This window comes from Kitasatospora sp. NPDC056651 (genome assembly GCF_042792155.1).
Lineage (GTDB): Bacteria > Actinomycetota > Actinomycetes > Streptomycetales > Streptomycetaceae > Kitasatospora.
In genome coordinates this window covers 1-26,056 of sequence record NZ_JBHTWX010000068.1, presented here as the reverse complement: position 1 = coordinate 26,056, position 26,056 = coordinate 1, and the positions used below count along the sequence as shown (strand labels likewise).

Sequence of the window (26,056 nt, the reverse complement as noted above, 5' to 3'; positions counted from 1 at the left end):
TCAGCCCCGGTTCCGGGCGGCGAAGGCGTCGAAGGACGCCGGGGCGGCGGGGGCGGCGGTGCCGTCGCCGCGTACCGGGGTGCTGAGCTTCTGGCCGACCTGCTGCACCAGGGTGTGCATCGCGACGGACATCACCTCGGCGTCCACCTCCTGGGAGGCGACGACGGCCAGGTGGGTGCCCTGGGCGGCGGCGATGATGAACAGCCAGCACTCGGCGAGCTCGACGATCACCTGGTGCACCGGGCCGCCGTCGAAGAGCTGCCCGACACCGCGGGCCAGGCTCTGCTGGCCGGTGGCGACGGCCGCCAGGCGCTCGGCGTCGGCCCGCTCGATGGTGCGGGAGTGGCTGACCACGAGGCCGTCGTCGGAGAGCAGGACGGCGTTCCTGGTCCCGGGCACCGAGTCGACGAGTCCGTCCAGCAGCCAGTCCAGGTCCTGGTGGGTGGCGATCGTGCGGTTCATGACTGCTCATCCGTTCGTGTGGTTCGGGAGTCCGCGGCCGGGAGGGCCCAGGGGGACGGGGCGGTGGCCGGGGGACCGGCGGGTACGGCGGAGGGGGCCGCCGGGGTGGCGGACGCGGGCAGCGGGTGCTCGCCGCTGTCCTGGGCCCGGGCGGCGCGGGACTGGCGCTGGAAGGCGCCGATCGCCGCGCCGGAGCGCCGGACCGGCCGCTCGGTGCGCTGGAACGGGCTCGTGGGCCCGGTGTCCACGGCGGGGCGCTCGACCCACTGCGGCTGGGCGGGCGGCACCCGCAGCTCGGCCGCCAGGCTCGCCTGCCGGACCCGCTGCGGCAGCGGGGGCTGGCCGCTCTCGGCCGGGCTGTACGGCACCGAGGTCGGGTACTCGCGGCGCCGCTCGGCCAGCCGGTAGTGGTCGGCCGGGCGGTACTGCTCGTCGGCGTACGGGGCCTCGGCGTCGGTGACCCGGGCGTAGGCGATGTCCGGGTAGGCCGGGGCGTCGTGGGTGGGCGCCGGGTCGGCCGGGGAGGTGTGCTCGATCGGCTGCTCCGGCTGGAGCGACGGCGGCTGCGGAACGGGCTGCTCGTGCTGGTACGGCTGCTCCGCCGGGTAGGGCTGCTCCTGCTGGTACGGCTGCTCGGGCTGCTGGGGTCGCTCCGCCGCGAACGGCGCGAACGGCGCGGGCGGCTCGACCGGCTCGACCGGCTCGACCGGTGCGAACGGCTCGACCGGTGTGAACGGCGACGGCGGCCGGTACGGCTGCTCCGACGGCACGGTCCCGTGGACGGCGGCCTCCGGCTCCGCCCCCGCCGCGGGCGCCGGCAGCGGCAGCGGAGCCGTCTGCGGCGCGAAGTCGCCGAGCGGGAAGGACTCCACCGGCGCGACCGGCGGTCCGGCCGACACCTGGGTGGGCGTCTCGTCGGAGGCCGAGCGCACCGCCCGGCGCGAGCGGCGCACCAGCGGGATCGGCTCGGCGGCGGTGCCGCCGGCGCCGTCCGGCAGCCCGGTGTCGCCCTCGATGACCAGCTCGTCCGGGACGAGCACGACCACCCGGGTGCCGCCGAAGGCGGACGGGCGGAACTCGATCCTCAGCCCGTGCAGCGAGGCCAGCCGGGCGATCACGTGGAAGCCGAGGCGGATGTCGTCGGCCCGGGCCAGCACGTCGGTGCGCGGCGGGCGGCTCATCAGCTCGTTGGCCTGGTCGTACTGCTCCGGGTCCATGCCCAGGCCCCGGTCCTCGATCTCGATCGCGAGCCCGCGGCCGACCATGGCGGCGCGCACCTCGACCGGCGTGGGCGGCTTGGAGAAGGTGGTGGCGTTCTCCATCAGCTCGGCGAGCACGTGCGCGACCGGGCCGACGGCCCGCTCGGAGAGCCACGGGTGGCCCTCGATGTCGATCGAGATCCGGCGGTAGTCCTGCACCTCGCCCTGCGCCGCGCGCAGCACGTCCAGCAGCGGGACGGGCTTGCGCCAGCGCCGCTGCGGCTGGCCGCCGGCCATGATGACGAGGTTCTCCTCGTAGCGGCGCAGCCGGGCGGTGAGGTGGTCGAGGTCGAACAGGCCCTCCAGGACCTCCGGGTCGTCGTGCCTGCGCTCCAGCTCGTCCAGCTTGCGCAGCTGGCGGCCGATCAGCAGCTGGGTGCGGCGGGCGATGCGCTGGAGCAGCCGCTCGAAGCCGCGGTGCTGCTCGGCCTGGCCGACGGCGGCCTCCAGGGCGGCGGAGCGGGCCAGGTTGAGCGCCTGGCCGAGGCGGGCGAGCTCGTCGGTGCGGTTGTCGGCCGGGCCGGCCTCGATGGAGTGGGTCTCGGCCTCGACGTCCACGTGCTCGCCGCGGCCGAGGCGCTCGACCACCTCGGGCAGGGTGCGGCGCATCTCCTCGGCCTGGGTGTGCAGGTCCTTGATGCGGCGGCGCAGCGAGCGGCTCAGGCGCCAGGAGGCGATGACGACGGCGACGACGGTGATCAGGCCGATGACGGTGGTCAGCACCACGCGGGTGAGCATGCCGAGGATGGCGCTCTTGGCGACCTCGATGATGCCGTTGGTACGGTCCTCGATCGCCTTGACCAGCGGCGGGTTGAGCCCGTCGAGGGCCTGGCGCCACTGGTCCTGGGTCGCGGGGAGCTTGACGGTGCCGTTGGCGTCGGGGGCGGTGGGCTTGAGCAGGGCCTGCTCGACGGCGGCCTTGCCCTGCCAGGACGGGCTGTTGACCAGGTCGCGCCAGGCCTGCGCCTCGGAGTCCGGGATGTACGGGATGACCTGGACGTTGAGCAGGTGGTCCTGGGCGCCGATCAGCTGCTGGACCTGCTGGTAGTCGGCGGTGGACAGCCGGCCGCCGGGCCAGCCGCGGGCCAGGATGGCGTCCTCGCGGGAGAGCATCTCCTTGGCCCAGAAGGAGTTGACCAGGGTCTTGGACAGCCAGGTGACCTCACCGGTGTCGACCCGGCTGAGCGCGGTGAACAGCCGCAGGTCGACGCTGATCAGGTCGGTGTAGTAGGCGTAGACGCTCTGCTGGTCGGTGGTGGCGCGGTCGACGGCGGAGCGCTGCTCGGCGAGCTTGCCCATGGCCTGGCGGGCTTCGGCGACGGCGGCGCGGACCTCGGCGGGGGCGCTGTCGGCGGTCTCCCCGGAGAGGGTCTGGAACTGCCGGACCGCGTCGTCGGTCAGCTGCCGCTGGTGGCGCAGCTGGTCGGTGTTGGAGGCGGGCCGGGCGAGCGCCTCGGCGCTGAGCCGGCGTTCCTCCTGGAGGTTGTAGTAGACGATGTTGGAGGGCTGGCCGGCCTTCTGGGCGATGGTGGCCTGGTCGGCCAGCCGCTGGAAGTCGGCGATGGTCTCACCGCTGGTCACGGCCCAGAGGGCGACCAGGGCGATGCTGGGGACGACGGCCAGGACGAGCAGTGCCGTCCGCAGGGACAGGCGTGGACGCCTGCGGGGGCCCTTCGGCGTCGGGGGCCGCCGATTCGCACGCGCGCGCAGAGCTGACTCCTTGAGGCTGGCGGCCGGCCGGTGAGGGGCGGGCCGTCCGGGGGCACGGGCTTTTTGACGAAGCGATACTAGTCATATCGTTTGATAGGAGTGAAAATCCGTTCACTACCTGAGCCGTGCTTGTGCACGCGGTGGTCACAATGTCATTCATTTGTTGACTGTACGTATGCGGAGCAGGCGGTCCCGGACCCGCGTGACACAGTGTCAATGAGGCGCGCGGCCGAAGGATGACCGGAGTGTGAAAAGTGTGTGACGCCCGGCCGGGAGTCGCTACGCGGACTGCCGGCCGGCCGTCAGTGCGCCAGCAGCCGGGACCGGGTGGCCTCCAGCTCCGCCGCGAGCACCCGCCCGGCCTCCTCCGGATCGCCGTCGCGCAGGGCCCGGACGAGGTCGGCGTGCGAGCCGTAGCCGTGGTTCGGGTCCTCCGCGCGCAGTCCGAACAGTCCGACCAGGGTGACCAGTTGCTCCCGAAGAACCGGGGCGAACTGGGCGAAGAGGTCATCCAGGACGGGATTGTGAGCCGCCGCCACCACGGCGGTGTGCAGGGCGATGTCGGCCTCCACGAAGGCGGCGTCGTCGGCCCCGCCCGCCGCCAGGCGCGCCGCCAGCGCGGCGTCGAGCGCGGCGAGGTCCGCCTCCGTGCGGCGGGTGGCCGCCAGCCGGGCCGCCTGCACCTCGACCACCGTGCGCACCTCGTAGACGTGCGCCAGTTCGGCGCGGCGCAGCCTGGCGGCCCAGTCCCCGGTGGGCCGGTCGGCGGTGACGAGCACCCCGGAGCCCTGGCGGCTCTGCACCATCCCGGCCGCCGCGAGGGTGCGCAGCGCCTCCCGGACGGTCGAGCGGCCGACGCCCAGCTCCTTGGCCAGCGCCACCTCGCCCGGCAGCTTCCCGCCCACCGGCCACTGGCCGGCCCGGATCTGCTCCTCCAGCCGCGCGGCGGCCTGTTCGGCGAGGGGGGAGGGGCGGAGCGCGGCCATCGGGTTCACCTGTCAGGTTGTCTGAGGACTTGGGTCGTGGTTACTCTACCCGGCATGCAGCCGTGGACGCCCACCCCGGGGGGCCTTCTTCTTGGTGGCCGCAGCGGGGCGTGACCTGACCGGCACCCCGCTGCGGGGCGCCGTCCTGCCGGTCCCCGGTACCTGCCCGAGGAAACCCGCCATGCGCTTCCCGACCCTGCACGCCCCCGCCGGACCCGTCCCGGCCGCCGCCCCCGCCTGGAACCCCCAGCGCGGCGGCGCCATGCCCTCCCACCGCTACCGCCCCGCCCACGAGCGGGTCCACGTGCCCGCCCTGCTGCGCCGCTGGCCCGGCCGGCGGACCGAGCGGGCCCCGCTGTGGGTCCCCGTCGACCTGCGCGACGGCAACCAGGCGCTGGCCGAACCGATGGACCCGGTGCGCAAGCAGCGGATGTTCGACCTGTTCCTCGCCATGGGCTTCAAGGAGATCGAGGTCGGCTACCCCTCCGCCAGCCGGACCGACTTCGACTTCGTCCGCCGGCTGGCCACCACCCCCGGCGCGGTGCCCGAGGACGTCACCGTGGTCGTCTTCACGGCGGCCCGCGAAGACCTGATCCGGCGCACCTTCGAATCCGTCGCCGGCCTGCCCCGGGTGGTCGTCCACCTGTACACCGCGACCGCGCCGCAGTGGCGCGAGGTCGTCCTCGGCAAGGAGCGGGCCGAGCTGCGGGCGCTGATCACCGGGGCCGCGACGCTGATGGCCAGGCTGGGGGAGGGCCGGGACGGCCTGCGGTTCCAGTTCTCGCCCGAGGTGTTCAACCTGACCGAGCCGGACTACGTCCTGGAGGTCTGCAACGGCCTGACCCGGCTCTGGGACGCCGCGCCGGAGCGGCCCGTCATCCACAACCTGCCGGCCACCGTCGAGATCGCCACCCCCAACGTGTACGCCGACCAGATCGAGTACATGGACCGCCACCTGGAATGGCGCGAGGCGGTGATCCTCTCCGTCCACCCCCACAACGACCGGGGCACCGGCGTCGCCTGCGCGGAACTGGCCGTCCTGGCCGGCGCCCAGCGGGTCGAGGGCTGCCTGTTCGGCAACGGCGAGCGGACCGGCAACGTCGACCTGGTGACCCTGGCGCTCAACCTGCACACCCAGGGCGTCGACCCGATGCTCGACCTCTCCGACATCGACGCGATCCGCCGCACCGTCGAGCACTGCAACCGGCTGCCCGTCCACGAGCGGCACCCGTACGCGGGCGACCTGGTGCACACCGCCTTCTCCGGCACCCATCAGGACGCCATCCGCAAGGGCTTCGCCCGGCACGCCGAGACGGCCGCCGCACTGGGTGTCCCGGAGCGGCAGGCGCCCTGGTCGGTGCCCTACCTGCCGATCGACCCGGCCGACCTGGGGCGGGACTACGAGGCGGTGATCCGGGTCAACAGCCAGTCGGGCAAGGGCGGGATCGCCCACCTGCTGCACACCGCGGAGGGGCTGGAACTGCCCCGGCGCCTGCAGATCGAGTTCGCCCGGGTGGTGCAGGAGGCCACCGACGACAGCGGGCGCGAGGTGACCGCGCGGGAGCTGTACGAGCTGTTCCGGGCCGAGTACCTGGACGCGGGGGCCGACCGGAAGTGGCGGGTCGGCGAGGACTGGGCGGAGGTCGACGGCCGCCGGGGCACCGGCGCCGGGCCACTGGACGCGGTGGCCGACGCGGTGGGCGCGGAGATCCTCTCCTTCGGCGAGCACGCGGTGGGCCCGGGGCGGGACGCGGTCGCGTACGTGGAGGCCCGGGTGGGCGGCCCGGGGGGTTCCGGAGGCTCCGGCGGGTCCGTCGGCTCGGCCGATCGGGTGGTGTGGGGGGTCGGTCGCGACGCCTCGGTGCTCACCGCGGGTGTCCGGGCGGTACTGAGCGCCGTCGGGCGCGCCTCCGTGGCCCGGGAGGCCTCCCCGGTGTCCCCGGTGTCCCCGGCGATCCAGGCTTCCCAGGCCTCTCCGGCCTCCCCGGCGCGGAAGGCATGATGGGCCGATGACACCCTCCCTCCCCGCCCGCAGCCAGGCCGTCGCCGAGGCCCTGGCGGCCGCCGGCGTCCCCGGCGAGATCCGCGTCCTGCCCGACTCCGCCCGCACCGCGGCCGAGGCCGCCGCCGCGCTCGGCTGCGAGGTCGGCGCCATCGCGAACAGCCTGGTGTTCCACTGCGACGGCGCCCCGCTGCTGGTCATGACCAGCGGCGCCCACCGGGTCGACACCGCTTACCTGGCGCGGCAGTTGGGCACCGGGCCGATCGAGCGCGCCACCGCCGCCCAGGTCCGCGAGGCCACCGGCCAGGCCATCGGCGGCGTCGCCCCGACCGGCCACCCGACCCGGTTGCGCACCGTCGTCGACACCGCGCTGGAGACGTACCAGGTGCTCTGGGCCGCCGCCGGACACCCGCACACCGTCGTGCCGATGACCTACCCGGAGTTGCTCACCGTCACGGGCGGCACTCCGGCCACCGTGGTGGCCCGGTAACCGCAAGGGTCGATCGCTCTCGGGCTGCGGAGACCGACGGTGGGCGGATACTGGAGGAGTGGAACGAACCGTTCCCGGTGTCGCCGATCCGGCGGCCGGAACGGTCGGGCCACGGGCAACGGCCTCCAGGTCCCCGCGACCGCGCCGTCAGCGCCGGTCTCGGGCGCACAGGAGTGCCGCCGAGACGAGAGAGAGAAGCCGTGATGAGTTACTTCGATCGTCGTGAAGGCAGGGATCGTCGCCGTCGTCGTCGCGACCGCCGTGGGCACCACCGTCGCCGCTTCGGCATGTGGTGACGGTGAGTTCGGCGGGGACTGCACACGGCAGTTCTGACTAGCACCATCACAAGGGGCCGGCGGCGCCACCGTCGGCCCCTCACCCTGGGAGCGACGCCGCCGCTGTCCCGACGACGGCGCGTCCCGCCACGAAGCCACGCTGCTTCCTAGAGCAACGGACCGTGTCCATGCGCAATGCGGCGCCTACGGGCGACCCGGGGGCGGACGAGACCGACGACCAGGGGGCCGACGACCAGAGGGCCGACGACCAGGGTCCGGTGACGGACTCACCCGTCATCCCGCTGCGGGAGCTGTTCCACCGGTTCTGGCCCTGGGTGCGCCCCGATGTGCGCTGGCTGCCGGTGAGCGGGGTCCTGCTCGTCCTCGGCGCCTTCGGCGAGGTCGTCTCCGTCTGGCTGTTCAAGGACCTGATCGACGACGTCCTCGTGCCCCGGCGCTTCGCCGACTTCTGGCTGCTCGCCGGCCTCATGCTCGGCGCGTCCGCCACCGCCGCGCTGTTCACCTACGCCGGCACCTACACCAGCACCCGGACGGCCGAGCGCGTCATGCTGCGGCTGCGCACCGACACCCTCGCCCACCTGCACACCCTGCCACCCGACACCCTGGAGACCCGCTGGCGGGGCGACCTGGTCGCGCGACTCACCACCGACATCGCCGCGATCGAGCAGATGGTGGCCACCGGGCTGGTCGAGGGCGCGGTGGCCTCCGTCAGCCTGGTGCTGTTCACCGGCGCCGCGTTCTACCTGAGCTGGCCGCTCACCGTGGCCGCGCTGCTGGCCGCCCCGCTGTTCGTCCTGACCACCAGCCTGTTCGGACGCCGCATCCGGCGCCGGGAACGGCAGGTCCAGCGCCGGGCGGGCGGGGTCACCGCACTGCTGGAGGAGAGCCTGCGCAACGCGGAGGTCACCCGGACCTGCGGCCAGGAGGAGCGCGAGGTCGAACGGGTCCACCGGGAGGGCCGGGCCCTGCTGGACGCCGAACTCGCCGCCGCCCGGGTCGCCGACCTCTACCAGCCGTTCGTCGGTGTGCTGCAACTGCTGGCCGGGCTCGCCGTGGTGGGCGTCGGTGCGCTGGAAGTCGTCCACGGCAACCTCAGCCTCGGCGGCCTGCTCGCCTTCGCCGCCTTCATGGCCCAGCTGTTCGAGCCCGTCGAGCAGCTCGCGGCCCTCGTCCCGCTCGCCGGCACGGCCTGCGCCTCCGGCGAACGCGTCCTGGAGCTGCACGACCTCACCAGCCCGGTGCGCGAGCGCCCCACCGCCCGGGACACCGGCCCCGTCCGGGGCCGGCTCACCCTCCGGGACGTGCGGGCCGGCTATCCGGGCGCCACCGGACTGCCCGGGCCGCCCGTCCTGACCGGCCTGGACTTCGACCTGGGCCCCGGCGAGAGCCTGGCCGTCGTCGGGCCCAGCGGCGGCGGCAAGTCCACCCTCGCCAAGCTCCTGGTCCGTTTCCTCGACCCGCAGGCCGGCACCGTCCGCCTCGACGGGCAGGACCTGCGCGACCTCACCCTGGTCTCACTGCGCCGGGCGGTCACGCTGCTGCCCCAGGAAGCCCCGCTGTTCCACGGGTCCATCGCCGACAACATCGCCTACGGCCGCCCCGACGCCCCGCCCGCCGACATCGAACGCGCCGCCCGCAGTGCCGGCGCCCACGACTTCGTCACCGCGCTCCCGGACGGCTACCGCACGGTGATCGGCGCCGACGGCTTCCAGCTCTCCGGCGGCCAGAGCCGGCGCGTCGCCATCGCCCGCGCCTTCCTGCGGGACACCCCCGTCCTGGTCCTGGACGAACCCACCAGCGGTCTCGACCCGCACACCGTCGAGCAGCTCGTCCCCGCGCTGCGCCGCCTGATGGCGGGGCGCACCACCGTGCTGATCACCCATGACCGGGCCCTCCTGCCGCTGGCTGACCAGGTCCTCACGCTGCGCCCGCCGGACCCCGCCGGGCCAGGGCCGGGCCCGGACGGCGCGCGGGCGGCCGCCCCGGGTGCGGCCGGTTCAGGTGCGGCCGGTTCGGGGCCGGGCCCGGGGACCGGATCGGGTGCGGGCCCGGCCGCCCGCCCGGTCACGGCGTTCCGGGCCCGGGAGCCGGGGAAGCCGTGAGCGCCCGCCTCCCGCGGCCGGCTACCCGCCGAGGTAGCGCAGGACGGCCAGGACCCGGCGGTTGTGGTCGGTGGTGCGGGGCAGCTCCAGCTTGTCGAAGACGGCGTTGAGGTTCTTCTCCACCGCGCTCAGCGAGATGTGCAGCCGCTGCGCGACGGCGGTGTTGGTCCAGCCCTCGGCGAGCGCCTCCAGGACGCTGCGCTCGCGCGGGGTCAGCCGGGCCAGCGGATCGGCGCGGGTGGTGCGGACCACCAGCTGCCGGACCACCTCCGGGTCGATCACCGCGCCGCCCGCCGCGACCCGCACCAGGGCGTCCAGGAACTCGTCCACCTCGGCCACCCGGTCCTTCAGCAGATAGCCGACCCGCTCCGCGCCCGTGTCCAACAGCCGGGCCGCGTAACCGCGTTCGACGTGCTGGGAGAGCACCAGGACCCCGACGTCCGGCCACCGCCCGCGGATCTCCACCGCCGCCCGGAGCCCCTCGTCGGTGTGGGTCGGCGGCATCCGGATGTCCACCACCACGACGTCCGGCGGCTGCCGCGCCACGGCCGCGAGCAGGGCCGTCGCGTCACCGACGGCGGCCAGCACCCGGTGCCCCTCCTCGGCGAGCAGGCGCACCAGCCCCTCCCGCAGCAGGGTCGAGTCCTCGGCGAGGGTCACGCGCATGGCAGCTCCGCGGTGATGACGGTCGGGCCCCCGGCGGGGCTGTGGACGTGGAGGGTGCCGTCCAGCGCGGCGACCCGCCCGCGCAGGCCGGTCAGACCGCTGCCCGCCGGGTCCGCGCCGCCGCGGCCGTCGTCCTCCACCCGGACGGTGAGCAGCGCGGCGGTCCCGACCACCCGGGCCGAGACCGCCCGGGCGCCGGAGTGCTTGGCGGCGTTGGTGACGCACTCCGACACCACGAAGTAGGCCGCGGTGCGGACCGGGCCGGGCAGCGGGCCGGCCACCTCGTAGTGGACCCGCAGCGGGACCGCGCAGCGCTCGGCGACCCCGCCCAGCGCCTCCTCCAGCCCCAGGGTGTCCAGCGCCGACGGGTACGCCCGCCAGGCCACCTCGCGCAGTTCGGTCAGCAGCCCCTGCGCCTCCCGGTGCGCCTGGCGCAGCAGTTCCGCCGTACGCTCCGGATCCTGACGGCGCTCCAGGCCGCGCCGCGACCGGCCGAGCAGCATCGCCAACGCCACCACCCGCTGCTGGACGCCGTCGTGCAGGTCCCGCTCGATCCGGCGCCGCTCGGTGTCCACCGCCCGCACCACCGCGGCCCGGCTGTCGGCGAGTTCGGCGATCCGGCGGCGCAGCAGCTCGGCCTCGGACGGGCCGAAGCACTCGCGGGCGAGCCGGGCGTCCAGCGCGGCCAGCGAGCACAGGCCCTGCACGGCCAGGAAGAGCAGCACCCCGCCGAGCAGTGTCTGGACCGCCATCTGCGCCCAGTCGAGCGAGCCGCGCAGCAGCCCGCCGGCCAGCAGCACGGCCAGGCCCGCGCCGAAGGCCAGCAGTGCCAGCACCGCCCCGGTGACCAGTCCGCTGCCGGCGCGCGCCACCAGGTAGCGCAGCAGCCCGGGGTCCTGCGCCCGGTAGTGGCGGGGGAAGCGGTCGCCGAAGAACGCGCGGCGCCGGGCCCGTTCCAGGGCGGCCAGCCGGCGCACCCCGGGCATCAACCTCCCGGTGGCGCGGGGGCGGTGGCGCGGCCGGAGCAGGAACGGGCCGAGGACGACGGCCGCGAGGAGCAGGTACAGGGCGGCGAGGACCGCGCTCGGGACGCCGAGCAGGAACCCCACGGCGCGGCGCGGCCACGGCGTCCGGTCTGCTGCGTCCCCCTGCATGGGGTCCGAGCTTACGGGGTCGGTGCGGGCGGGAGCGGCGCTGCCGGCGGCGCCCGGCCTCGCCCGGCATATTCGCTGGCCACGGCTCCGGGCGCCGGGTCAGGATGGTGCCATGGACGACGCTTTCACCCTGGGCTGGCAGTACTCCGCCGGTCTGGTCAGAGCTGAGGGCGGCTGCCCTCGACGTGGTGTCGGTGCCCGACCACGCGTCCACCGCCTCCTGGTACCGGGGCTGGCCGCCCCGTCGCGTGGCCGCCCCGTCGCGTGGCCGCCCCGTCGCGTGGCCGCCCCGCCCGGGGGCGGCCGGGCGGCTCAGCGGCCCAGTGCGGCCACCGTCTGCCGGGTCAGCTCCCGGGCGCGGGCGAGGGTGGCTTCGAGTTCCGCGGCGGTGCCGCCCGGGGCGGCCAGGACCGACCGGGCCGTCCGGCCGAAGTCCCTCGGGGTGTGCGGCAGTTGCTCCGCCACGGCCAGGGCGCCCTTCTCGTTGAGGCACCACCGGCGGTGATGGGCGTACAGGGCCTGGACCAGGATGCCGACGGCCCGGGACAGGCAGAGCGAGACGTGCAGGGCGTCCGCGCGGGCGGCGCTCTTCGTCGCGGTGTCCAGCAGGAACCCGGCCTCCCAGGTGGCGGCGGTCAAGGCGTCGCGCAGCGGCTCCGGGTAGTCCGCCGTCCGCCGCTTGAGCGTCGCCAACTCGCCGGTGGGGTCGGCCAGTAGCCGGCCGAGCGCGACCTCGCCCGGGTAGCAGGGCGACCAGAAGCCGAGCGGGTGCCCGGCCTGCGTCCCCACCTCGAAGCGGCCCTCGCGGCAGTCCGCCCACACCTGTTCGACCCGGTCGAGGTCCCGCAGGATCCAGTCCACCGCGACCCCGTCGATCCGCAGCCAGGCCCCGCCGTTCACCCAGGGACCCCAGCCGCCCGGGCCGGCCACCTCCGTCTCCGGCCCGGCGAGCGCGCGCAGCGCGTCCAGGCCGAGGGCTCCCCGGTAGTACACCCCGAGGTCCCAGTCCGACCCGGGCCGCTCCTCGCCGCGCGCCCGGCTCCCGCCGAGCATCACCCCCACCACGCCCGGTACCCGGGTGAGTTGCTCGGCCATGGACTCGATGATCGCGCGCATGGGGACAGTCTGGCAGCCGCGCGGCACACCGGACCTCCCGGGCCGGTGTGCCGCGCGGGGCCGAGGCGGGGCGGGCGCGGCTCAGGAGAGCGGCTCGGTGAGGTACTTGGCGTCGGAGTCCTGGAGCCGGTTGCCGTCCTTGTCGTAGAACTGCCAGGACTTCGCCCGCATCGTCCCCGGGCGGGCCACCGCCATCTCCCGGATGGGGGAGTCGGCCACCGTGACGACCTGCGGCTCGGTGGTGGTGCCGTCCTCCCAGGTCACCGCCACCCGGCCGACGTCCGGCCAGAGCTCGATCAGCACCAGGTCGACCGGGGGCACGATGCCGTCCTTGCCGGAACGGCCGATCAGGCCGCCGCCGAACTCGGTCCGGCGGAGCGGGTCGACCTTCCCGGGGGCCGGCCGGGTGCCCTCGTAGTCGTGGCCGATCCGCACCCCGTCCACCGTGAAGTAGACGTCGACGACATCGGAGTCGGGCTGCCAGTACTGCCGGACGTACTCCTCCGTCACCATGGCGACGTTCGCGTCGTAGCGGCTGCGCTCCGCCCGCACCGCCGTGGCCTGCTCGAACGCCCGCTCCTTGGGGGCCAGCGGCCACAGCGCGTGCCACAGCTGCCACTGCTTGCCGTCCGCCGTCACGCCCTGGTTCAGCAGCGTCCGGGTCGGGGTCAACGGGTCCCGTACGGCGGGGGTGGCGCTCGTCGCGGAGGCGGCCGTGGGCGAGGGCACGGCGCCGACCTGCGCCGGGCCGATCCGCTGGGTGGACGCCGGGCCCGGGCGCAGCTGCGCCACCGCCCCGCCGGCCAGGGCCACCACCGCGGCCAGCGCCGCCGCGCCGACCACCGAACGGCGCCGCCGCCGCAGCCGGCGGCCGCCCGCCACGATGTCCGCCACCGGCGCCGGGCCGATCCTCGCCCCGGCGGCCGCCTCGGACAGGCCGAGCCCCAGCCATTCCTCCCGGCCCTCGCCCGCGGGATTCCGGTTCGTGTCGCCGCTCATGCCGCCCCTCCGATGTGAGTCGTGTCCTTGAACTCCACCAACGCCGTGACCTGCCGCAGCCGCGCGATCCCCTTCGCCGCGTGGCTGCGCACCGCGCCCACCGAGCACCCCATGGCCGCCGCCGTCGAGCTGTCGCTCAGGTCCTCCCAGTGCCGCAGCACCACCGCCTCGCGCTGGCGCGGCGGCAGGGTGGCCAGCGCGGCCAGCAGGGCCCCGCGCTGGTCGGACCGGGCGAAGCCGTCCTCCACCCCTGCCGTGTCCGGCACCGCGTCCACCAGCAGCTCCGGCGCCCGGCGGCGCCAGCGGCGGGCGTGCTGGTTGACCAGGATCCGCCGCACGTAGGCGTACCGGTCGTCGGCCCGGCGCACCTTCGACCAGGCCGCGCAGGCCTTCTCCGCGGCGGACTGCACCAGGTCCTCCGCCGCGTACTGCTCGCCGGCCAGCAGGTACGCCGTGCGTACCAGGCGGGGCCAGACCGCGACGATGAACGTCTGGAACTCCTCGTCCCGACCGCTCTTCGCTTCCTTCATGAGCACCTCCTCCACCCGTCCAGAGCCCGGCGGTGGCCGGAAGCGCTTACCGCCGGCCGCGGTGGGCCGCGAAAGTGCCCGGCGGCGGCCGCGGCGGGCCGACAGCGCCTGGCGGCCGGTGGCGGCGCCACTACGCTCCGCCCGATGATCATTTCTCATGACGTCGCGGGCACTGGCGCGGCGGCTTCCCGTCCTCCTCGACGCGTCCGGCGGCCACGGGGACGTCGCCGGGCGGAGGATGCCGTCACAACGGGAAAACCCGGGACTCGAACGCGTGTTGGGAGCCATGATGGCGGAGTGCACTTCACCTCGGAATCCAGCTCGGGCGGCGTGACACAGCGCCGCTTCACCCTCGACGGCGTGCCCGGTGTGCTCTGGCAGCCGGAGGGGCTGCCGCTCGGTGGGCGGCCGTTGGTGCTGCTGGGGCACGGCGGCGGCGGGCACAAGCTGGGACCGGGGGTGGTGGAGCGGGCCGGGCGGTGCGTCCGGGGGCACGGTTTCGCGGCCGTGGCGCTCGACGCGCCGGGGCACGGCGAGCGCCCGCGCAGCGCGCAGGACGAGCGGTTCGCCACCGAGATCGGGGAGCTGATCGCGGCGGGCCGGCCGGTCAGCGCGTGGCTGGCGCGGCACACGGCGGCGCTCGCGGAGCGGGCGGTGCCGGAGTGGACGGCGGTGCTGGACGCGCTGGGCGAGGAGGCCGTCGGCGAGGAGGCGGTCGGTGAGGAGGCGTCGACCGGCGCGGGGGAGGGACTCGGGCCGGTCGGGTACTGGGGGCTGTCGCTGGGGAGCGCGATCGGCATCCCGCTGGCGGCGGCCGAACCGCGCATCGCCGCGGCGGTGTTCGGGCTGACGGGGCACGGATCGCAGACGGAGGCGGCGGAGCGGGTCGGCGTGCCGGTGGAGTTCCTGGTGCAGTGGGACGACCGGCTGGTGCCGCGCGAGGGGGCGCTCGCGCTGTTCGGCGCGCTGGGCTCGCGGCAGAAGACCCTGCACGCCAACCCCGGTGGCCATCTGGAGGTGCCGGATGCCGAACTGGATTCGTCCGAGCGGTTCCTGACGCGTTACCTGAGCGCCGGCTGAGTGAGCCCTGTGCGGTGAGTGCGGACTTCGGCTCCGCCGATGCCAACCGTCAGTAAAACTTCGCAAAGGATTTCTCCCTGCAACGAACTTGACCGACAGTCGGTTCAACAGATTGTTGCAGCTCAGCGGCCCATCGGTCACCCATCGTGGATTTGGCGTAACCCTCCGCACCCCCTGGACTTCGCATTTCGGAGGAGTACGGTTCCGGAGGAATCGCCGGGGCCGACTTTCGGCAGGCCGGCCGTACCGGAAAATTGGTGCGCAGCATGGGTCAGCAAATCGGTGGGGAGAGCGCCTCGGTGGCGGCTCGTCCGATATCCGGCAGGGTGGTCGCGGAAGTCCTCCGGGGCGTCGCGCAGGTGGATTTCATGCCGTCCGTCGTCTGCGGACTCTTCTTCGTGGCCGCACTGTTCGCCGCCGGCTGGCAGTACGGCCTCTACGGGCTGCTCGGCAGTGCCGTCTCCACCGCCGTCGCGTACGGGCTCGGGCTCGACCGGGAGGCCGTCGGGGCCGGGCTGCACGGGTACAACGGGTGCCTGGTGGCGCTGGGTTGTGCCGTCTTCCTGGGCGCCGGGCACCCGGCGACGGTCGCCGTGGCGGTCCTCGGGGCCGCCGTCGCGGTGGTGGTCACGGCGGGGGTCGGCGCACTGCTCGCCGGCCGGGGGCTACCCGCGCTGACCGTGCCGTTCTGCCTGGTCGCGACGGCCGTCACGGCCGCCGCCCCCGGCTTCCGGCGGCTGTGGCACGGCGCGCCCGCGCCCGCCGCCCTGCCCGTCCCGGCCGACGGCCCGACCGGTCTGAGCTGGGATCAGCTCTGGCACGGCTTCTTCGCGAACATCGGTCAGATCTTCTTCATGCCGCAGTGGTACGTCGGCCTGCTGTTCCTGGCCGGGCTGTTCGCGGCGAGCCGCCTGGCGGGCCTGATGGCCTGTGCGGGCAGTGCCGCCGGGCTGGTCACGGCCTGGGCGTTCGGAGCGCCCGGCGAGTCGGTCGGGCAGGGGCTGCTCGGCTACAGCGGGGTGCTGGTGGCGCTCGCCCTGTGCGGGGTGTTCCTGGCGCCCGACGGCTGGAGCGCGGCGTACGCCCTGGTCGGCGCGGCCGCCGCGACCGTGCTGACCCCGGCGCTCGGCGCGGTCTGCGCGCCCTTCGGCGGCCACGCCTTCACCTGGCCGTTCGTGCTGACCACGATGCTGTTCCTGGCGGCGGCGCCGGCCGTGCCGCGCCTGCGCCGAATCTGAATACCCTCCCAACTTCCTTGTGCGTCCAACACCTTGCGGACGTTTCGCATTTCTCGATCACCGGATTCTCGGAAAGGAAGAGTGATTCCCGTGAATCTCTCGCCGCGTGAGATGGACAAGCTGTACATCTACGTCGTGGCCGACCTGGCCCGCAAACGCCGCGACCGCGGCGTCAAACTGAACTACAGCGAAGCCTGCGCGCTGATCAGCGAGGCGATCATGGAGGGCGCCCGGGACGGCCGCACCGTCGCCGAGTGCATGGAGATCGGCAAGCAGGTCGTCAGCGGCGAGGACGTCATGCCGGGCGTGCGCGAGATGCTCCCGCTGCTCCAGGTCGAGGCGGCGTTCGTGGACGGGACCAAGCTGGTCTCCTGCCACGACCCGGTGGGTGCCTGAACGATGACCCAGCCTCAGGCCGCCACCGTGGTGCTGGCCGGCGGGCACGAGAGCGACGGCGGACGGGACCTGGCCGCCCTGGTCGCGCCCGGATCCACCGGATCCACCGGACCCGCCGGACCCGCCGGAGCCGTCGCGCACGCCGCCGCCCCCGCCGGCCGCCGACTCACCGAGGCCGTACGGTCGGCGCTCGCCGCGGCGGGCGACGGACCGGTGTGCGTGGTACCGATGACCCTCGGCCGTGACCCGAAACTGGTCGCCGACACCGCCCGCGCGCTGCGCTGGCTCGCCGCCGGCGAGGGCCGCGGACGGCTCGCCCTGACCGCGCCCTTCGGCACCGCCGACCACCTGATCGGCTGGCTGCGCGCCGCGGCCGGCACCGCCCCCGACGGCGCGGTGCTGGTCACCGCCCCGGCGGCCGGCCCCTTCGAGGACGCCGAACTGTTCCGGATCGCCCGCCTCGCCCGCCAGTACGGCCGGCACCGCTGGGTGGAGGTCGCCTTCGACGGCGGCGACCCCGACCCGGCCGAGGGCGCCGAACGCTGCCGGCTGCTCGGCGCCCGCGAGGTGACGGCCGTCCCGGCCTCCTTCGGACCGGCCCTGCGCGGCGCCCTGCCCGGTGTGCGGGACGGCGGTCCGCTGCTGCGGCCGTCCGCCGTCGCCGGGGTGGTCGCGGCCCGGACGGCCGCGGCGCTGCACCTGCTCGGGCACGGGGAGGACGGCATCCTGGCCGGCCTCGACGCCGAGCACGGGCACGGCTACGCGCACAGCCACGGGCCGGGCGAATCGCCGCACAGCCACGGCCACACTCCTCATGCGCACGCCCCCCACGTACACCACCCCACGCACACCCCCCACGCGCACCACCCCGCACACACCCCCCACTGATCCGGCAGAGAGGAAGGCCAGCCATGTCTGGTGGCGCCGCATACCTGTACGGCGACGACCCGGTGGAGATCAACGCCGGCCGCGCCAAGGCCACCGTCACGGTCAGCAACACCGGTGACCGCGCGATCCAGGTCGGTTCGCACTACCACTTCTTCGAGGCCAACCGCGCCCTCGACTTCGACCGCAACGCCGCCTTCGGCAAGCACCTGGACATCCCGGCCGGGACCGCCGTCCGGTTCGAGCCCGGTGACACCAAGGACGTCACGCTCGCCGAGTTCGGCGGCCACCGCCGCCTGGTCGGCTTCGCCAACCTCGTGGACGGCGGCATCACCGCGCCCGACACCCGCGCCCGCGCCATCGACCGGGCCATCGCCCGCGGCTTCAAGGGCACCAACCTCGACCACAAGGTCCAGCCGGGGAACGACCCGGCGGCCCACCAGGAAGGCGACCGCTGATGGCCATCCTCTCCCGCAAGCAGTACACCGACCTCTTCGGCCCCACCGTCGGCGACCGCTTCCACCTCGCCGACACCAACCTCGTGGTCGAGGTCGAACAGGACTTCAACCAGGGCCACTACGGTGACGAGGCCGTGTACGGCGGCGGCAAGGGCATCCGCGACGGCATGGCCCAGGACCCGGCCGCGACCAGCGTGCAGGGCGCGCTCGACCTGGTCATCACCAACGTGGTGGTGATGGACGCGGTGCTCGGCGTGGTCAAGGGCGACATCGGCGTCAAGGACGGCTTCATCGTCGCCGTCGGCAAGGCCGGCAACCCGCACACCCAGAGCGGCGTGCACCCGCTGCTGGTGATCGGTCCCGGCACCGAGGTGATCTCCGGCGAGCACCTGATCGCGACCGCCGGCGGCATCGACACCCACATCCACTTCATCGCCCCGCAGCAGGTGCCGGAGGCGCTGAGCAACGGCATCACCACCCTGATCGGCGGCGGCACCGGCCCGTCCGACGGCACCAACGGCACCACCTGCACCCCCGGCCCGTGGAACATCCACCGGATGTACCAGGCGGTCGAGGACCTGCCGGTGAACGTCGGCCTGCTGGGCAAGGGCAACGGCTCGCTGCCCGGCGCGCTGCGCGAGCAGGTCGAGGCGGGCGTCTGCGGGCTCAAGGTGCACGAGGACTGGGGCAGCACCCCGGCCGCGATCGACACCGCGCTGAGCGTCGCCGACGAGTACGACGTCCAGGTGGCCATCCACACCGACACCCTCAACGAGTCCGGCTACTTCGAGGACACCCTGTCCGCGATCGACGGCCGCACCATCCACACCTTCCACACCGAGGGCGCCGGCGGCGGCCACGCCCCCGACATCATGCGGATCGCCGGCGAGCCCAACGTGCTGCCGTCCTCCACCAACCCCACGCTGCCCTACACCGTCAACTCGGTGGACGAGCTGCTGGACATGGTGATGGTCTGCCACCACCTCAGCCACAACATCCCCGAGGACGTCTCCTTCGCCGACTCCCGGGTCCGCGCCGAGACCATCGCCGCCGAGACCGTGCTGCACGACGAGGGCGTCATCTCGATCTTCTCCTCCGACTCGCAGGCGATGGGCCGGATCGGCGAGTCCTTCGCCCGCGCCTTCCAGACCGCCCACCACTGCAAGGACCAGCGCGGCAAGCTGGCCGGCGACAGCGAGCGCAACGACAACGTCCGGGTCCTGCGCTACCTCGCCAAGCTCACCATCAACCCCGCCATCGCCTCCGGCACCGCCGACCACATCGGCTCGCTGGAGTCCGGCAAGCTCGCCGACATCGTGCTCTGGCCGATCAACTCCTTCGCCGCCAAGCCGAAGATGGTCATCAAGGGCGGGGTGATCAGCTGGGCGTTGATGGGCGACCCGAACGCCTCGCTGCCCACCCCGCAGCCGGTCTACTACCGCCCGATGTTCGGCCAGTACGGTCGGGCCAGGCAGGCCACCCGGGTGTCCTTCATGTCCCAGGCCGCGATCGACCTCGGCGTCCCGGCCCAACTCGGCCTGGAGAGCAGGGTGCTGCCCGTGCGGCGGTGCCGTTCGGTCGGCAAGCAGCACATGGTGCGCAACGACGCCCTGCCGAAGATCGCCGTCGACCCGGAGACGTACCGGGTCACCCTGGACGGCGAGCCCGCCACCATCGAGCCGGCCCGTGAGCTGCCGCTCAACCACCTGTTCTACCTCGCGTGAGCAGCGGTCGTGACGCCGCTCCCGACGGTGTCCCGGGCGGCTTCCCGGGCGGTGTTCCGGACGGCGCTTCCGGCGGCGGGCTGGACGCCCTGCTGGTCTGCCTCCAGCTGACCGACTCGGCCTTCCCCAGCGGCTTCTACACCCTCTCGCACGGCCTGGAGGGCTACGCCCAGGCCAAGGCCGTCACCCCGGACACCCTGCCCGGCCTGCTCGCCGACCTGCTGCGGCACAGCGTCGGACCGTCCGACGCCACCGCGCTGGTGCTGGCCCACCGGGCCTCCCTGGCCGGTGACGTGGACCTCCTGGCCGAGACCGACCAGCGGCTCAACGCCACCAAGCTCAACCGCGAGCTGCGCCTGGCCGCGACCCGGACCGGCCGCCAACTCCTGGACATTGCAAGGGAGTCGGTGGGCGGCGAGGAGCTGGAACGGTACGCCGCCCTGGTCGCCGACAAGCGGGCCCACGGCTGTCAGGCGGTGGTGGCCGGGGTGGCGTACGCCTCGGCCGGCGTCCCGGTCGAACAGGCCGTCACCAGCGACCTGTTCGCGTTCTGCGCCAGCTTCGTCGGCGCGGCCCTGCGGCTGCGGTTGACCGACCACCGCAAGGCGCAGGTGGTGCTGCGGGAGGCCGCCCCGGTGATCCGCGAGGTGGTGTCCGCCGCCCTGGAACGGGAGTTGGCCGACCTCGGCGGCTGCGTTCCGGTCGCGGACGCGATGTCCGGGCGGCACGAACGGGCCGAAGCCCGGCTGTTCATGAGCTGAACCCCCAGTTTTCTCGCACAACGAAAGACCAGAGGAGGAGAGTTGACCGAGAACGTGCTCCGCGTGGGCATCGGCGGGCCGGTGGGCTCCGGCAAGACGGCGCTGATCGAGGCGCTGGTCCCGGTGCTGATCGCCCGGGGTCACCGCCCGGCGGTGATCACCAACGACATCTACACCCAGGAGGACGCCCAGCACGTGCGCCGCACCCTGGCCGGGATGCTGGACCCGGAACGGGTGGTCGGCGTGGAGACCGGCGCCTGTCCGCACACCGCCGTCCGGGACGACCCGACGATGAACCTCGCGGCCGGCGCCGAGATGCTGGAACGCTTCCCGGACGTCGACACCCTGCTGTTCGAGTCCGGCGGCGACAACCTGACGCTGACCTTCAGCCCGGTGCTGGTGGACCTGTTCCTCTTCGTCCTCGACACCGCCGAGGGCGAGAAGATGCCCCGCAAGCGCGGCCCGGGCATCACCGAGTCGGACCTGCTGGTCATCAACAAGATCGACATCGCCCAGTACGTCCGCGCCGACCTCGGCGTGATGGAGTCCGACGCCCACCGGGTGCGCGAGGGCGGTCCGGTGGTGCTCACCAACTGCCTGACGGGGGAGGGCCTGGAGGAGATCGCCGCCTTCCTGGAGACCTTCCGGACGGTTCCGGCGTGACGGGTCTCTCCGGTGGGGCGGGTCCCGCCGTCGCGGCGGGCCCCCTCGGCCCGGCGGGCCCGTCCGCCGCGACGGTGCCCCGGCTCGACCCGCGGCACTACGAGCCGGCCCGCGTCCCGTACCAGGTCCGGCGGTACGCCGGGACGCCCGACACCCTCGCGGTCGGGCGCCCCGGCAAGGTCGGGCTGCTGGAGCTGGCCTTCGAGCAGGTCGGCGGGCGGACCGAACTCACCGGCCACTACCAGAAGTCGCCGCTCCAGATCATGCGCCCGCTGTACTTCGACCCGGCCCGCCCGGACCTCGCCGTCACCTTCCTGATGTCCACCGGCGGCGGCATCCTCCAGGCCGACCGGCTCCGCACCGACCTGCACTGCGGTGCCGACACGGCGGTCCACCTCACCACCCAGGCGGCCACCAAGGTCTACCGGATGGAGCACGACTACGCGACGCAGCTGGTCAACCTGACGGCCGGCCCCGGAGCCTACGTCGAGTACCTGCCCGAGCCGGTGATCCCCTTCGTCGACTCCCGCCTCTACCAGCGGACCGTCCTCACCGTGGACCCGGCCGCGACGGTGCTGGCCGGGGAGACCGTCCTGGCCGGCCGGCTCGCCCGGGGCGAGCGCAACGCCTACCGGGTGTTCGCCTCCGACCTCGAAGTGCGGCGCCCGGACGGTGAGTTGGTGGCGCTGGACACCGTACGCCTGGAGCCCCCGGCGGGCGGCGGTCGTGGCGTCACCGGGCCGGCGGTGCTGGCCGGACACGACGTGATGTCCAGCCTGTACGTCCTCAGCCCGCTCGCCCCGGCCACCCGGATCGCCGACGCCCTGCACGAGGCGCTGGCCGGCCCCGACGGCCCGTTCGCAGGCCTGCTGTACGGAGTGAGCGTGCTGCCGCAGGACGCCGGCGCCTGGCTGCGGCTGCTCGGCTCCGACACCCGGATCTGCGCGGCCGCCCTGCGCGCGGCCTGGGACGCGGTGCGGCGGCTGCTGATCGGGGCCCCGGCGCCGGACCTGCGCAAGACGTGACCTGACCTCCTCCCGGAACGGGGGCGGCCCCCGGAGGCGGGTCTCCGGACCGCTGTCCACCCCGCCTAGGCCGGCCGCTCCACGAACTTGCGCTGCCACGGCGTTTCGACGGCGTGCCGGTCGTAGTGCTCCCGCACGTACGCCACCGCCTCCGCCGCCGGGACGCCGTCCAGGACGGCGATGCAGGCGAGTGCGGTGCCCGTTCGGCCGTGTCCGCCGGCGCAGGCGAGTTCGACGCGTTCGGTGGCGGAGCGCTCCCAGGCCTCGCGGAAGGCGTCGGCGGCGTCCGCGCGGTCGGCGGGAAGGCGGAAGTCGGGCCAGCGCACCCAGCGGCTCGGCCAGTCGACGTGCGGTCGGCGGCCCAACAGGTAGAGGCCGAAGTCCGGCCGGGGGCCGGGCGGCAGCGGGCGGCGGATGCCACGGCCGCGCAGCAGGCGGCCGGAGGGCAGCCGCAGGATGCCGGGGGCGCTCGGGTCCCAGGTGGTGGGGTCGGTCATGTCGGCCTTTCTCGGGGGAGTTCGGTGCTCAGGACGCCGCGTGCAGCCCCACCGGGCCGCGCGGCAGGCCGGCGCGGTGGGCGAGGGCGGCGGCCTCGCCGCGTGAGGAGACGTCGAGTTTGGCGAGGATGTTGGCGACGTGGAACTTCACCGTGGACTCGCTGATGTGCAGCGCCGCCGCGATGTCCCGGTTGCGGCGTCCCCGCGCCAGCTGGTCGAGGACCTCCAGCTCGCGCGGGTGGAGGCCGTCCAACGGGTCGGTGGTGAGGGCGGGTTCGGGCAGGGCGAGGGGGAGGTCGACGGTCACCGTGGTGCCCCAGCCCGGGACGGCCTCGACGCGGTGGCGCCCGCCGAGGGTGGCGATGCGGTCGACGGTGCGGTGGACGGTGAGGGCGTCGGCGGTGAGCAGGCCGAGGCCGTCGCCGCGCACCACGGCGCGCAGCAGGCCGTCCGGGGTGAACTGCCAGCTCACGTGCAGCCGGGTCGGCTTCTCCTGCTCCAGCATCAGCAGTACCGTCACCCGGACGGCGTCGCGGGCGGCGTGCGCGGCGTCCGCCGGAACGGACCGGTCGGCCTCGGCCGGGGGCGCGGCGTCGAGATGGACCCGGGTGTGCCGCAGCAGCGGGCGCAGTTCGCGCACCAGCCGGGCGAAGGCGTCGGCGGCGGGACTCTCGCTGAGCGTGCGGTCCAGTTCGGCGCCCTGGCGCAGGTCGAGGAGGGCGGTGACGGCCAGCTCGGTGGCACTGCGGCGGGCGGTGGCGTCGTCCAGGTCGGCGGAGCGCAGCGGCGCCAGGATCGCGGTGAGCGCGGCGCTGTGGGTGCCGGTGAACTCGGCGATGGCGCGGGCGCGGGCGTTGGCGGAGGCTCGGGAGGCGGCCGCCTGGGCCGGGGCGGCGTCGGTGGCGCGGTGGTCGGAGTGGGCGGTCACCAGGTCCCACACCTGTTGCAGGACGGCGAGCGCCCCGGGCGCCACCGGCGCGCTGTCCGACCGGACGAGGACGAGGACGGCTCCGCTCCCGTTGCCCGGAGCGGTCGCGACGACGACCACCGGCCGGGGGCGTCCGGCGAGTTCGGCCTCGCCCTGCCAGGGCCGGCCGGTGGCGGTGGTGCCGGCGGTGGTGCCGGCGGTGTGCTCGGCCAGCCGGGACAGCTCCAGCGCGCTGATCGCGGCGGTGAGCTCGGGCGGGCCGTAGCCGTGCTTGGGGCTGAACGTGCAGACGCCGCTGAGCTGGGTGAGCGCGGTGTGCGGGACGAGGGTGGCGAGCACCTCCGACAGCCGCGGCAGGACGTCCGGCCGGGGAGCGCGCAGCACCTCGACGGCCCGGGCCAGCGCGTCCTCGGGGCGGCCCCAGTGCTGCCGCCAGGTCTCGTCCGCGCCGCTCGTGCCGTCCACCGTGCTGCCCACCACGGCGCCCACGACGCCCACTGTGCCGTCCACCGTGCCGCCCATGCCGTCCATACCCCCCGTGTCGTCCATGGCGCCCAGCCTAGTTCGGGTGCCGCCGGCCCCGCCTGGCCGTTCGGACAGGTCGAACCGTCCGAAGGACCGGCCGGACGCCCACCGCCCCGGCCCCAGGATGGAAGACGTCGGAGCAGTCAACTCCCCTGAGACCGAAGGACCTTCAATGACCAAGGCGATCGCATTCTCCGAGTTCGGCGGCGCGGACGTGCTGCACCCGGTCGACATCGAGCTGCCCGCCCCCGGGCCCGGCCAGGTGCGGGTCGCGGTCCGCGCGGTGGGCGTCAACCCGGTGGACCGCAGGCTGCGCACCGGAGAGCTGGCCGGACTGTTCCCCGTCGTCTTCCCCTACGTGCCGGGCGTGGAGCTGTCCGGCGTGGTCGAGAGCGTGGGCGCCGGAGTGAGCGGCTTCGCGCCCGGCGACGAGGTATTCGGCCACACGATGGGCGGCGCCTACGCCGAACACGCGCTGGTGAACGCGGCGGAGCTGGCCCACAAGCCCGCCGGGCTGAGCTGGGAGGAGGCCGCCGCGATCCCGGTGGCGGCCGAGACCTCCGAGCGGGTCCTCGACGTCCTGGGCGTGCGGCCGGGCGAGACGCTGCTGGTGCACGGCGCGGCCGGCGGGGTGGGCACCCTGCTGCTCCAGTTCGCCCGGGCGCGCGGGATCACGGTGGTCGGCACCGCGAGCGAGCCGAACCACGCCTACCTGCGGGAGCTCGGCGCGATCCCGGTGGCGTACGGCGAGGGCCTGGCCGAGCGGGTGCGGGCCGCCGCCCCGGGCGGGGTGGACCGGGCGCTGGACGCGGCCGGGCGGGGCGGGGTGCTGCCGCTGTCGATCGAGCTGACGGGCAGCGCGGACCGGGTGCTCACCATCGCCGACGTGGTCGGCGCGCAGGAGCACGGCGTCCGGTTCAACGGCGGTGTCGAGGGCGTGGAGCCGCACCACCGGCGCGCCTACGCGGCCGCGCTCGCCCTGCACGAGGCGGGCACCCTGCGGCTGCCGCTGCACCGGGTGCTCCCGCTGTCGGAGGCGGCCGCGGCGCAGCGGGTCAGCGAGGCCGGGCACCTGCGCGGGAAGCTCGTGCTGACGGTCCGATAGCCGCCCGCCGCCCGCCCTGCCCCATCTGCCCGTTTTGCCTACGTTTTGCATTGAGCTCGCCATTTTCGTACGGTTTCATCCGTTCGGAGTAATTCGGCAGGCGGACGCGCCGTAAACACGGCGCTAGGCCGTCCGGCCGACATGCGGTCCCCCGAACGGTCGACCAGGGTTGGCCGGACGTGGGCGGCACCGGACCGCCTGCCCTGACGGTCAGGAGGACCAGGCGTATGGGTGGAACGGACAGGCGGGCGGTGATCGGCGAGTTCCTCGGGACACTGCTGCTGGTTCTGCTGGCGGTGGGTGCCGCGGTGCTCGCGGGCGACCAGATCGGCCCGGTGGGCATCGCGCTGGCCTTCGGCTTCGTGCTGCTCGCGCTCGCTTACGCGCTCGGGCCGATCTCCGGCTGCCACGTGAACCCGGCGGTGACGCTCGGCTTCCTGCTGGCCCGCCGGATCGACGGGCGCACCGCGGTGTCGTACTGGATCGCCCAGGTGTTCGGCGGCATCGCCGGCGCGGCGCTCGTCCTGCTGCTGGCCAAGCAGATACCGGGGCTGGAGACCCACGGCAAGCTCGGCACCAACGGCTGGGGCGACCGCTCCCAGGTGCACATCAACGCCGGCGGCGCGTTCCTGACCGAGGTCCTCCTCACCTTCCTGCTGGTGTACGTCGTGCTGGCGGTCACCCACCGGCTGGCCGCGGTCGGCTTCGACGGCCTGCCGATCGGCATCGCCCTGGCGGTCATCCACCTGGTCGGCATCCCGCTCACCGGCACCTCGGTCAACCCGGCGCGCAGCCTCGGCCCGGCCCTGTTCGCGGGCGGCGACGCGCTCTCCCAGCTGTGGCTGTTCCTGCTCGCCCCGCTGGTCGGCGGCGCGCTGGCGGCGGGCGTCCACCTGCTGACCCACCCGCAGCCCAACCTCCCGGTGGCGCAGGCCCTGGCCACCGACGCGCGGGTGTAGTCCCGCCCGCACACAGGCCGAGCGGCGGCCGGGACCGTGG

24 protein-coding genes are annotated in these 26,056 nt (G+C 74.5%); 14 read left to right on the top strand and 10 right to left on the bottom strand.

Features of this window, described 5'->3' with window-relative positions:
• The 3 genes from ACFRAR_RS24645 to ACFRAR_RS24635 all read right to left on the bottom strand — a co-directional run bounded on the left by ACFRAR_RS24645 (position 1) and on the right by ACFRAR_RS24635 (position 4,417).
• A complete protein-coding gene (locus tag ACFRAR_RS24645; RefSeq protein WP_380700346.1) occupies positions 1-462 on the bottom strand; it encodes a roadblock/LC7 domain-containing protein in 462 nt (153 codons plus the stop codon).
• A complete protein-coding gene (locus tag ACFRAR_RS24640) occupies positions 459-3,302 on the bottom strand; it encodes a nitrate- and nitrite sensing domain-containing protein (RefSeq protein ID WP_380700345.1) in 2,844 nt (947 codons plus the stop codon). Before ACFRAR_RS24640 ends, ACFRAR_RS24645 begins: the two co-directional genes overlap by 4 nt.
• Before the next feature lie 431 nt (positions 3,303-3,733).
• Positions 3,734-4,417, bottom strand: coding sequence for a FadR/GntR family transcriptional regulator (locus ACFRAR_RS24635; protein WP_380700344.1), 684 nt, complete (start codon positions 4,415-4,417; stop codon positions 3,734-3,736).
• Positions 4,418-4,598: 181 nt separating this feature from the next.
• Here ACFRAR_RS24635 and ACFRAR_RS24630 point away from each other — a divergent pair, with 181 nt between their 5' ends.
• The 3 genes from ACFRAR_RS24630 to ACFRAR_RS24620 all read left to right on the top strand — a co-directional run bounded on the left by ACFRAR_RS24630 (position 4,599) and on the right by ACFRAR_RS24620 (position 9,307).
• A complete protein-coding gene (locus ACFRAR_RS24630) occupies positions 4,599-6,419 on the top strand; it encodes a 2-isopropylmalate synthase (RefSeq protein ID WP_380700343.1) in 1,821 nt (606 codons plus the stop codon).
• A gap of 7 nt (positions 6,420-6,426) precedes the next feature.
• On the top strand, positions 6,427-6,909 hold the full coding sequence (locus ACFRAR_RS24625) for a YbaK/EbsC family protein (protein ID WP_380700342.1): 483 nt from the start codon (positions 6,427-6,429) through the stop codon (positions 6,907-6,909).
• A 463-nt stretch (positions 6,910-7,372) separates the two neighbouring features.
• Positions 7,373-9,307 (top strand): ABC transporter ATP-binding protein, encoded by a 1,935-nt coding sequence (locus tag ACFRAR_RS24620; RefSeq protein WP_380700341.1) that lies wholly within the window; start codon positions 7,373-7,375, stop codon positions 9,305-9,307.
• Positions 9,308-9,328: 21 nt separating this feature from the next.
• On the opposite strand, the gene ACFRAR_RS24615 is transcribed toward ACFRAR_RS24620, so the two are convergent.
• The 5 genes from ACFRAR_RS24615 to ACFRAR_RS24595 all read right to left on the bottom strand — a co-directional run bounded on the left by ACFRAR_RS24615 (position 9,329) and on the right by ACFRAR_RS24595 (position 13,772).
• The gene (locus ACFRAR_RS24615) at positions 9,329-9,973 is read right to left on the bottom strand and encodes a response regulator (RefSeq protein WP_380700340.1); all 645 of its coding nucleotides are present in this window, start codon (positions 9,971-9,973) and stop codon (positions 9,329-9,331) included.
• Complete coding sequence (locus ACFRAR_RS24610) at positions 9,964-11,127, bottom strand: sensor histidine kinase (protein ID WP_380700338.1); 1,164 nt, start codon at positions 11,125-11,127, stop codon at positions 9,964-9,966. The genes ACFRAR_RS24615 and ACFRAR_RS24610 overlap by 10 nt, the downstream gene beginning before the upstream one ends.
• Before the next feature lie 312 nt (positions 11,128-11,439).
• Positions 11,440-12,243 carry a nucleotidyltransferase family protein gene (locus tag ACFRAR_RS24605; protein ID WP_380700337.1) on the bottom strand — a complete coding sequence of 268 codons (804 nt, stop codon included), beginning with the start codon at positions 12,241-12,243 and terminating at the stop codon, positions 11,440-11,442.
• Between the two features lie 81 nt (positions 12,244-12,324).
• Positions 12,325-13,242 (bottom strand): hypothetical protein, encoded by a 918-nt coding sequence (locus ACFRAR_RS24600; RefSeq protein ID WP_380700336.1) that lies wholly within the window; start codon positions 13,240-13,242, stop codon positions 12,325-12,327.
• Positions 13,239-13,772, bottom strand: coding sequence for a SigE family RNA polymerase sigma factor (locus ACFRAR_RS24595; protein ID WP_380700335.1), 534 nt, complete (start codon positions 13,770-13,772; stop codon positions 13,239-13,241). Before ACFRAR_RS24595 ends, ACFRAR_RS24600 begins: the two co-directional genes overlap by 4 nt.
• A 297-nt stretch (positions 13,773-14,069) precedes the next feature.
• Between ACFRAR_RS24595 and ACFRAR_RS24590 the strand changes: the two genes are divergently transcribed.
• From ACFRAR_RS24590 to ACFRAR_RS24550, 9 genes are all read left to right on the top strand, one after another.
• The gene (locus tag ACFRAR_RS24590) at positions 14,070-14,852 is read left to right on the top strand and encodes an alpha/beta hydrolase (protein ID WP_380700334.1); all 783 of its coding nucleotides are present in this window, start codon (positions 14,070-14,072) and stop codon (positions 14,850-14,852) included.
• Between the two features lie 266 nt (positions 14,853-15,118).
• Entirely contained in the window at positions 15,119-16,090 is a 972-nt protein-coding gene (locus tag ACFRAR_RS24585) for an urea transporter (protein ID WP_380700333.1), read from the top strand.
• 90 nt (positions 16,091-16,180) lie between these two features.
• The gene (locus ACFRAR_RS24580; RefSeq protein WP_380700332.1) at positions 16,181-16,486 is read left to right on the top strand and encodes an urease subunit gamma; all 306 of its coding nucleotides are present in this window, start codon (positions 16,181-16,183) and stop codon (positions 16,484-16,486) included.
• Positions 16,487-16,489: 3 nt separating this feature from the next.
• Positions 16,490-17,374 (top strand): sirohydrochlorin chelatase, encoded by an 885-nt coding sequence (locus tag ACFRAR_RS24575; RefSeq protein ID WP_380700331.1) that lies wholly within the window; start codon positions 16,490-16,492, stop codon positions 17,372-17,374.
• Between the two features lie 23 nt (positions 17,375-17,397).
• Positions 17,398-17,829 (top strand): urease subunit beta, encoded by a 432-nt coding sequence (locus tag ACFRAR_RS24570; RefSeq protein WP_380700330.1) that lies wholly within the window; start codon positions 17,398-17,400, stop codon positions 17,827-17,829.
• Positions 17,829-19,553 (top strand): urease subunit alpha, encoded by a 1,725-nt coding sequence (gene ureC, locus ACFRAR_RS24565; RefSeq protein WP_380700329.1) that lies wholly within the window; start codon positions 17,829-17,831, stop codon positions 19,551-19,553. The genes ACFRAR_RS24570 and ureC overlap by 1 nt, the downstream gene beginning before the upstream one ends.
• Entirely contained in the window at positions 19,550-20,314 is a 765-nt protein-coding gene (locus ACFRAR_RS24560; RefSeq protein ID WP_380700328.1) for an urease accessory protein UreF, read from the top strand. Before ureC ends, ACFRAR_RS24560 begins: the two co-directional genes overlap by 4 nt.
• A gap of 42 nt (positions 20,315-20,356) precedes the next feature.
• Entirely contained in the window at positions 20,357-20,977 is a 621-nt protein-coding gene (gene ureG / locus ACFRAR_RS24555; protein ID WP_380700326.1) for an urease accessory protein UreG, read from the top strand.
• Complete coding sequence (locus ACFRAR_RS24550; RefSeq protein WP_380700325.1) at positions 20,974-22,002, top strand: urease accessory protein UreD; 1,029 nt, start codon at positions 20,974-20,976, stop codon at positions 22,000-22,002. Before ureG ends, ACFRAR_RS24550 begins: the two co-directional genes overlap by 4 nt.
• A gap of 65 nt (positions 22,003-22,067) precedes the next feature.
• Here ACFRAR_RS24550 and ACFRAR_RS24545 read toward each other — a convergent pair whose 3' ends face one another.
• The gene (locus ACFRAR_RS24545) at positions 22,068-22,499 is read right to left on the bottom strand and encodes a protein phosphatase (RefSeq protein WP_380700324.1); all 432 of its coding nucleotides are present in this window, start codon (positions 22,497-22,499) and stop codon (positions 22,068-22,070) included.
• A gap of 28 nt (positions 22,500-22,527) precedes the next feature.
• Positions 22,528-23,976 carry a response regulator transcription factor gene (locus ACFRAR_RS24540; protein WP_380700323.1) on the bottom strand — a complete coding sequence of 483 codons (1,449 nt, stop codon included), beginning with the start codon at positions 23,974-23,976 and terminating at the stop codon, positions 22,528-22,530.
• Between the two features lie 148 nt (positions 23,977-24,124).
• Here ACFRAR_RS24540 and ACFRAR_RS24535 point away from each other — a divergent pair, with 148 nt between their 5' ends.
• The gene (locus ACFRAR_RS24535; RefSeq protein WP_380700322.1) at positions 24,125-25,057 is read left to right on the top strand and encodes an NADP-dependent oxidoreductase; all 933 of its coding nucleotides are present in this window, start codon (positions 24,125-24,127) and stop codon (positions 25,055-25,057) included.
• A gap of 227 nt (positions 25,058-25,284) precedes the next feature.
• On the top strand, positions 25,285-26,016 hold the full coding sequence (locus ACFRAR_RS24530) for an MIP family channel protein (RefSeq protein ID WP_380700321.1): 732 nt from the start codon (positions 25,285-25,287) through the stop codon (positions 26,014-26,016).
• The last annotated feature ends 40 nt before the right edge of the window (positions 26,017-26,056 follow it).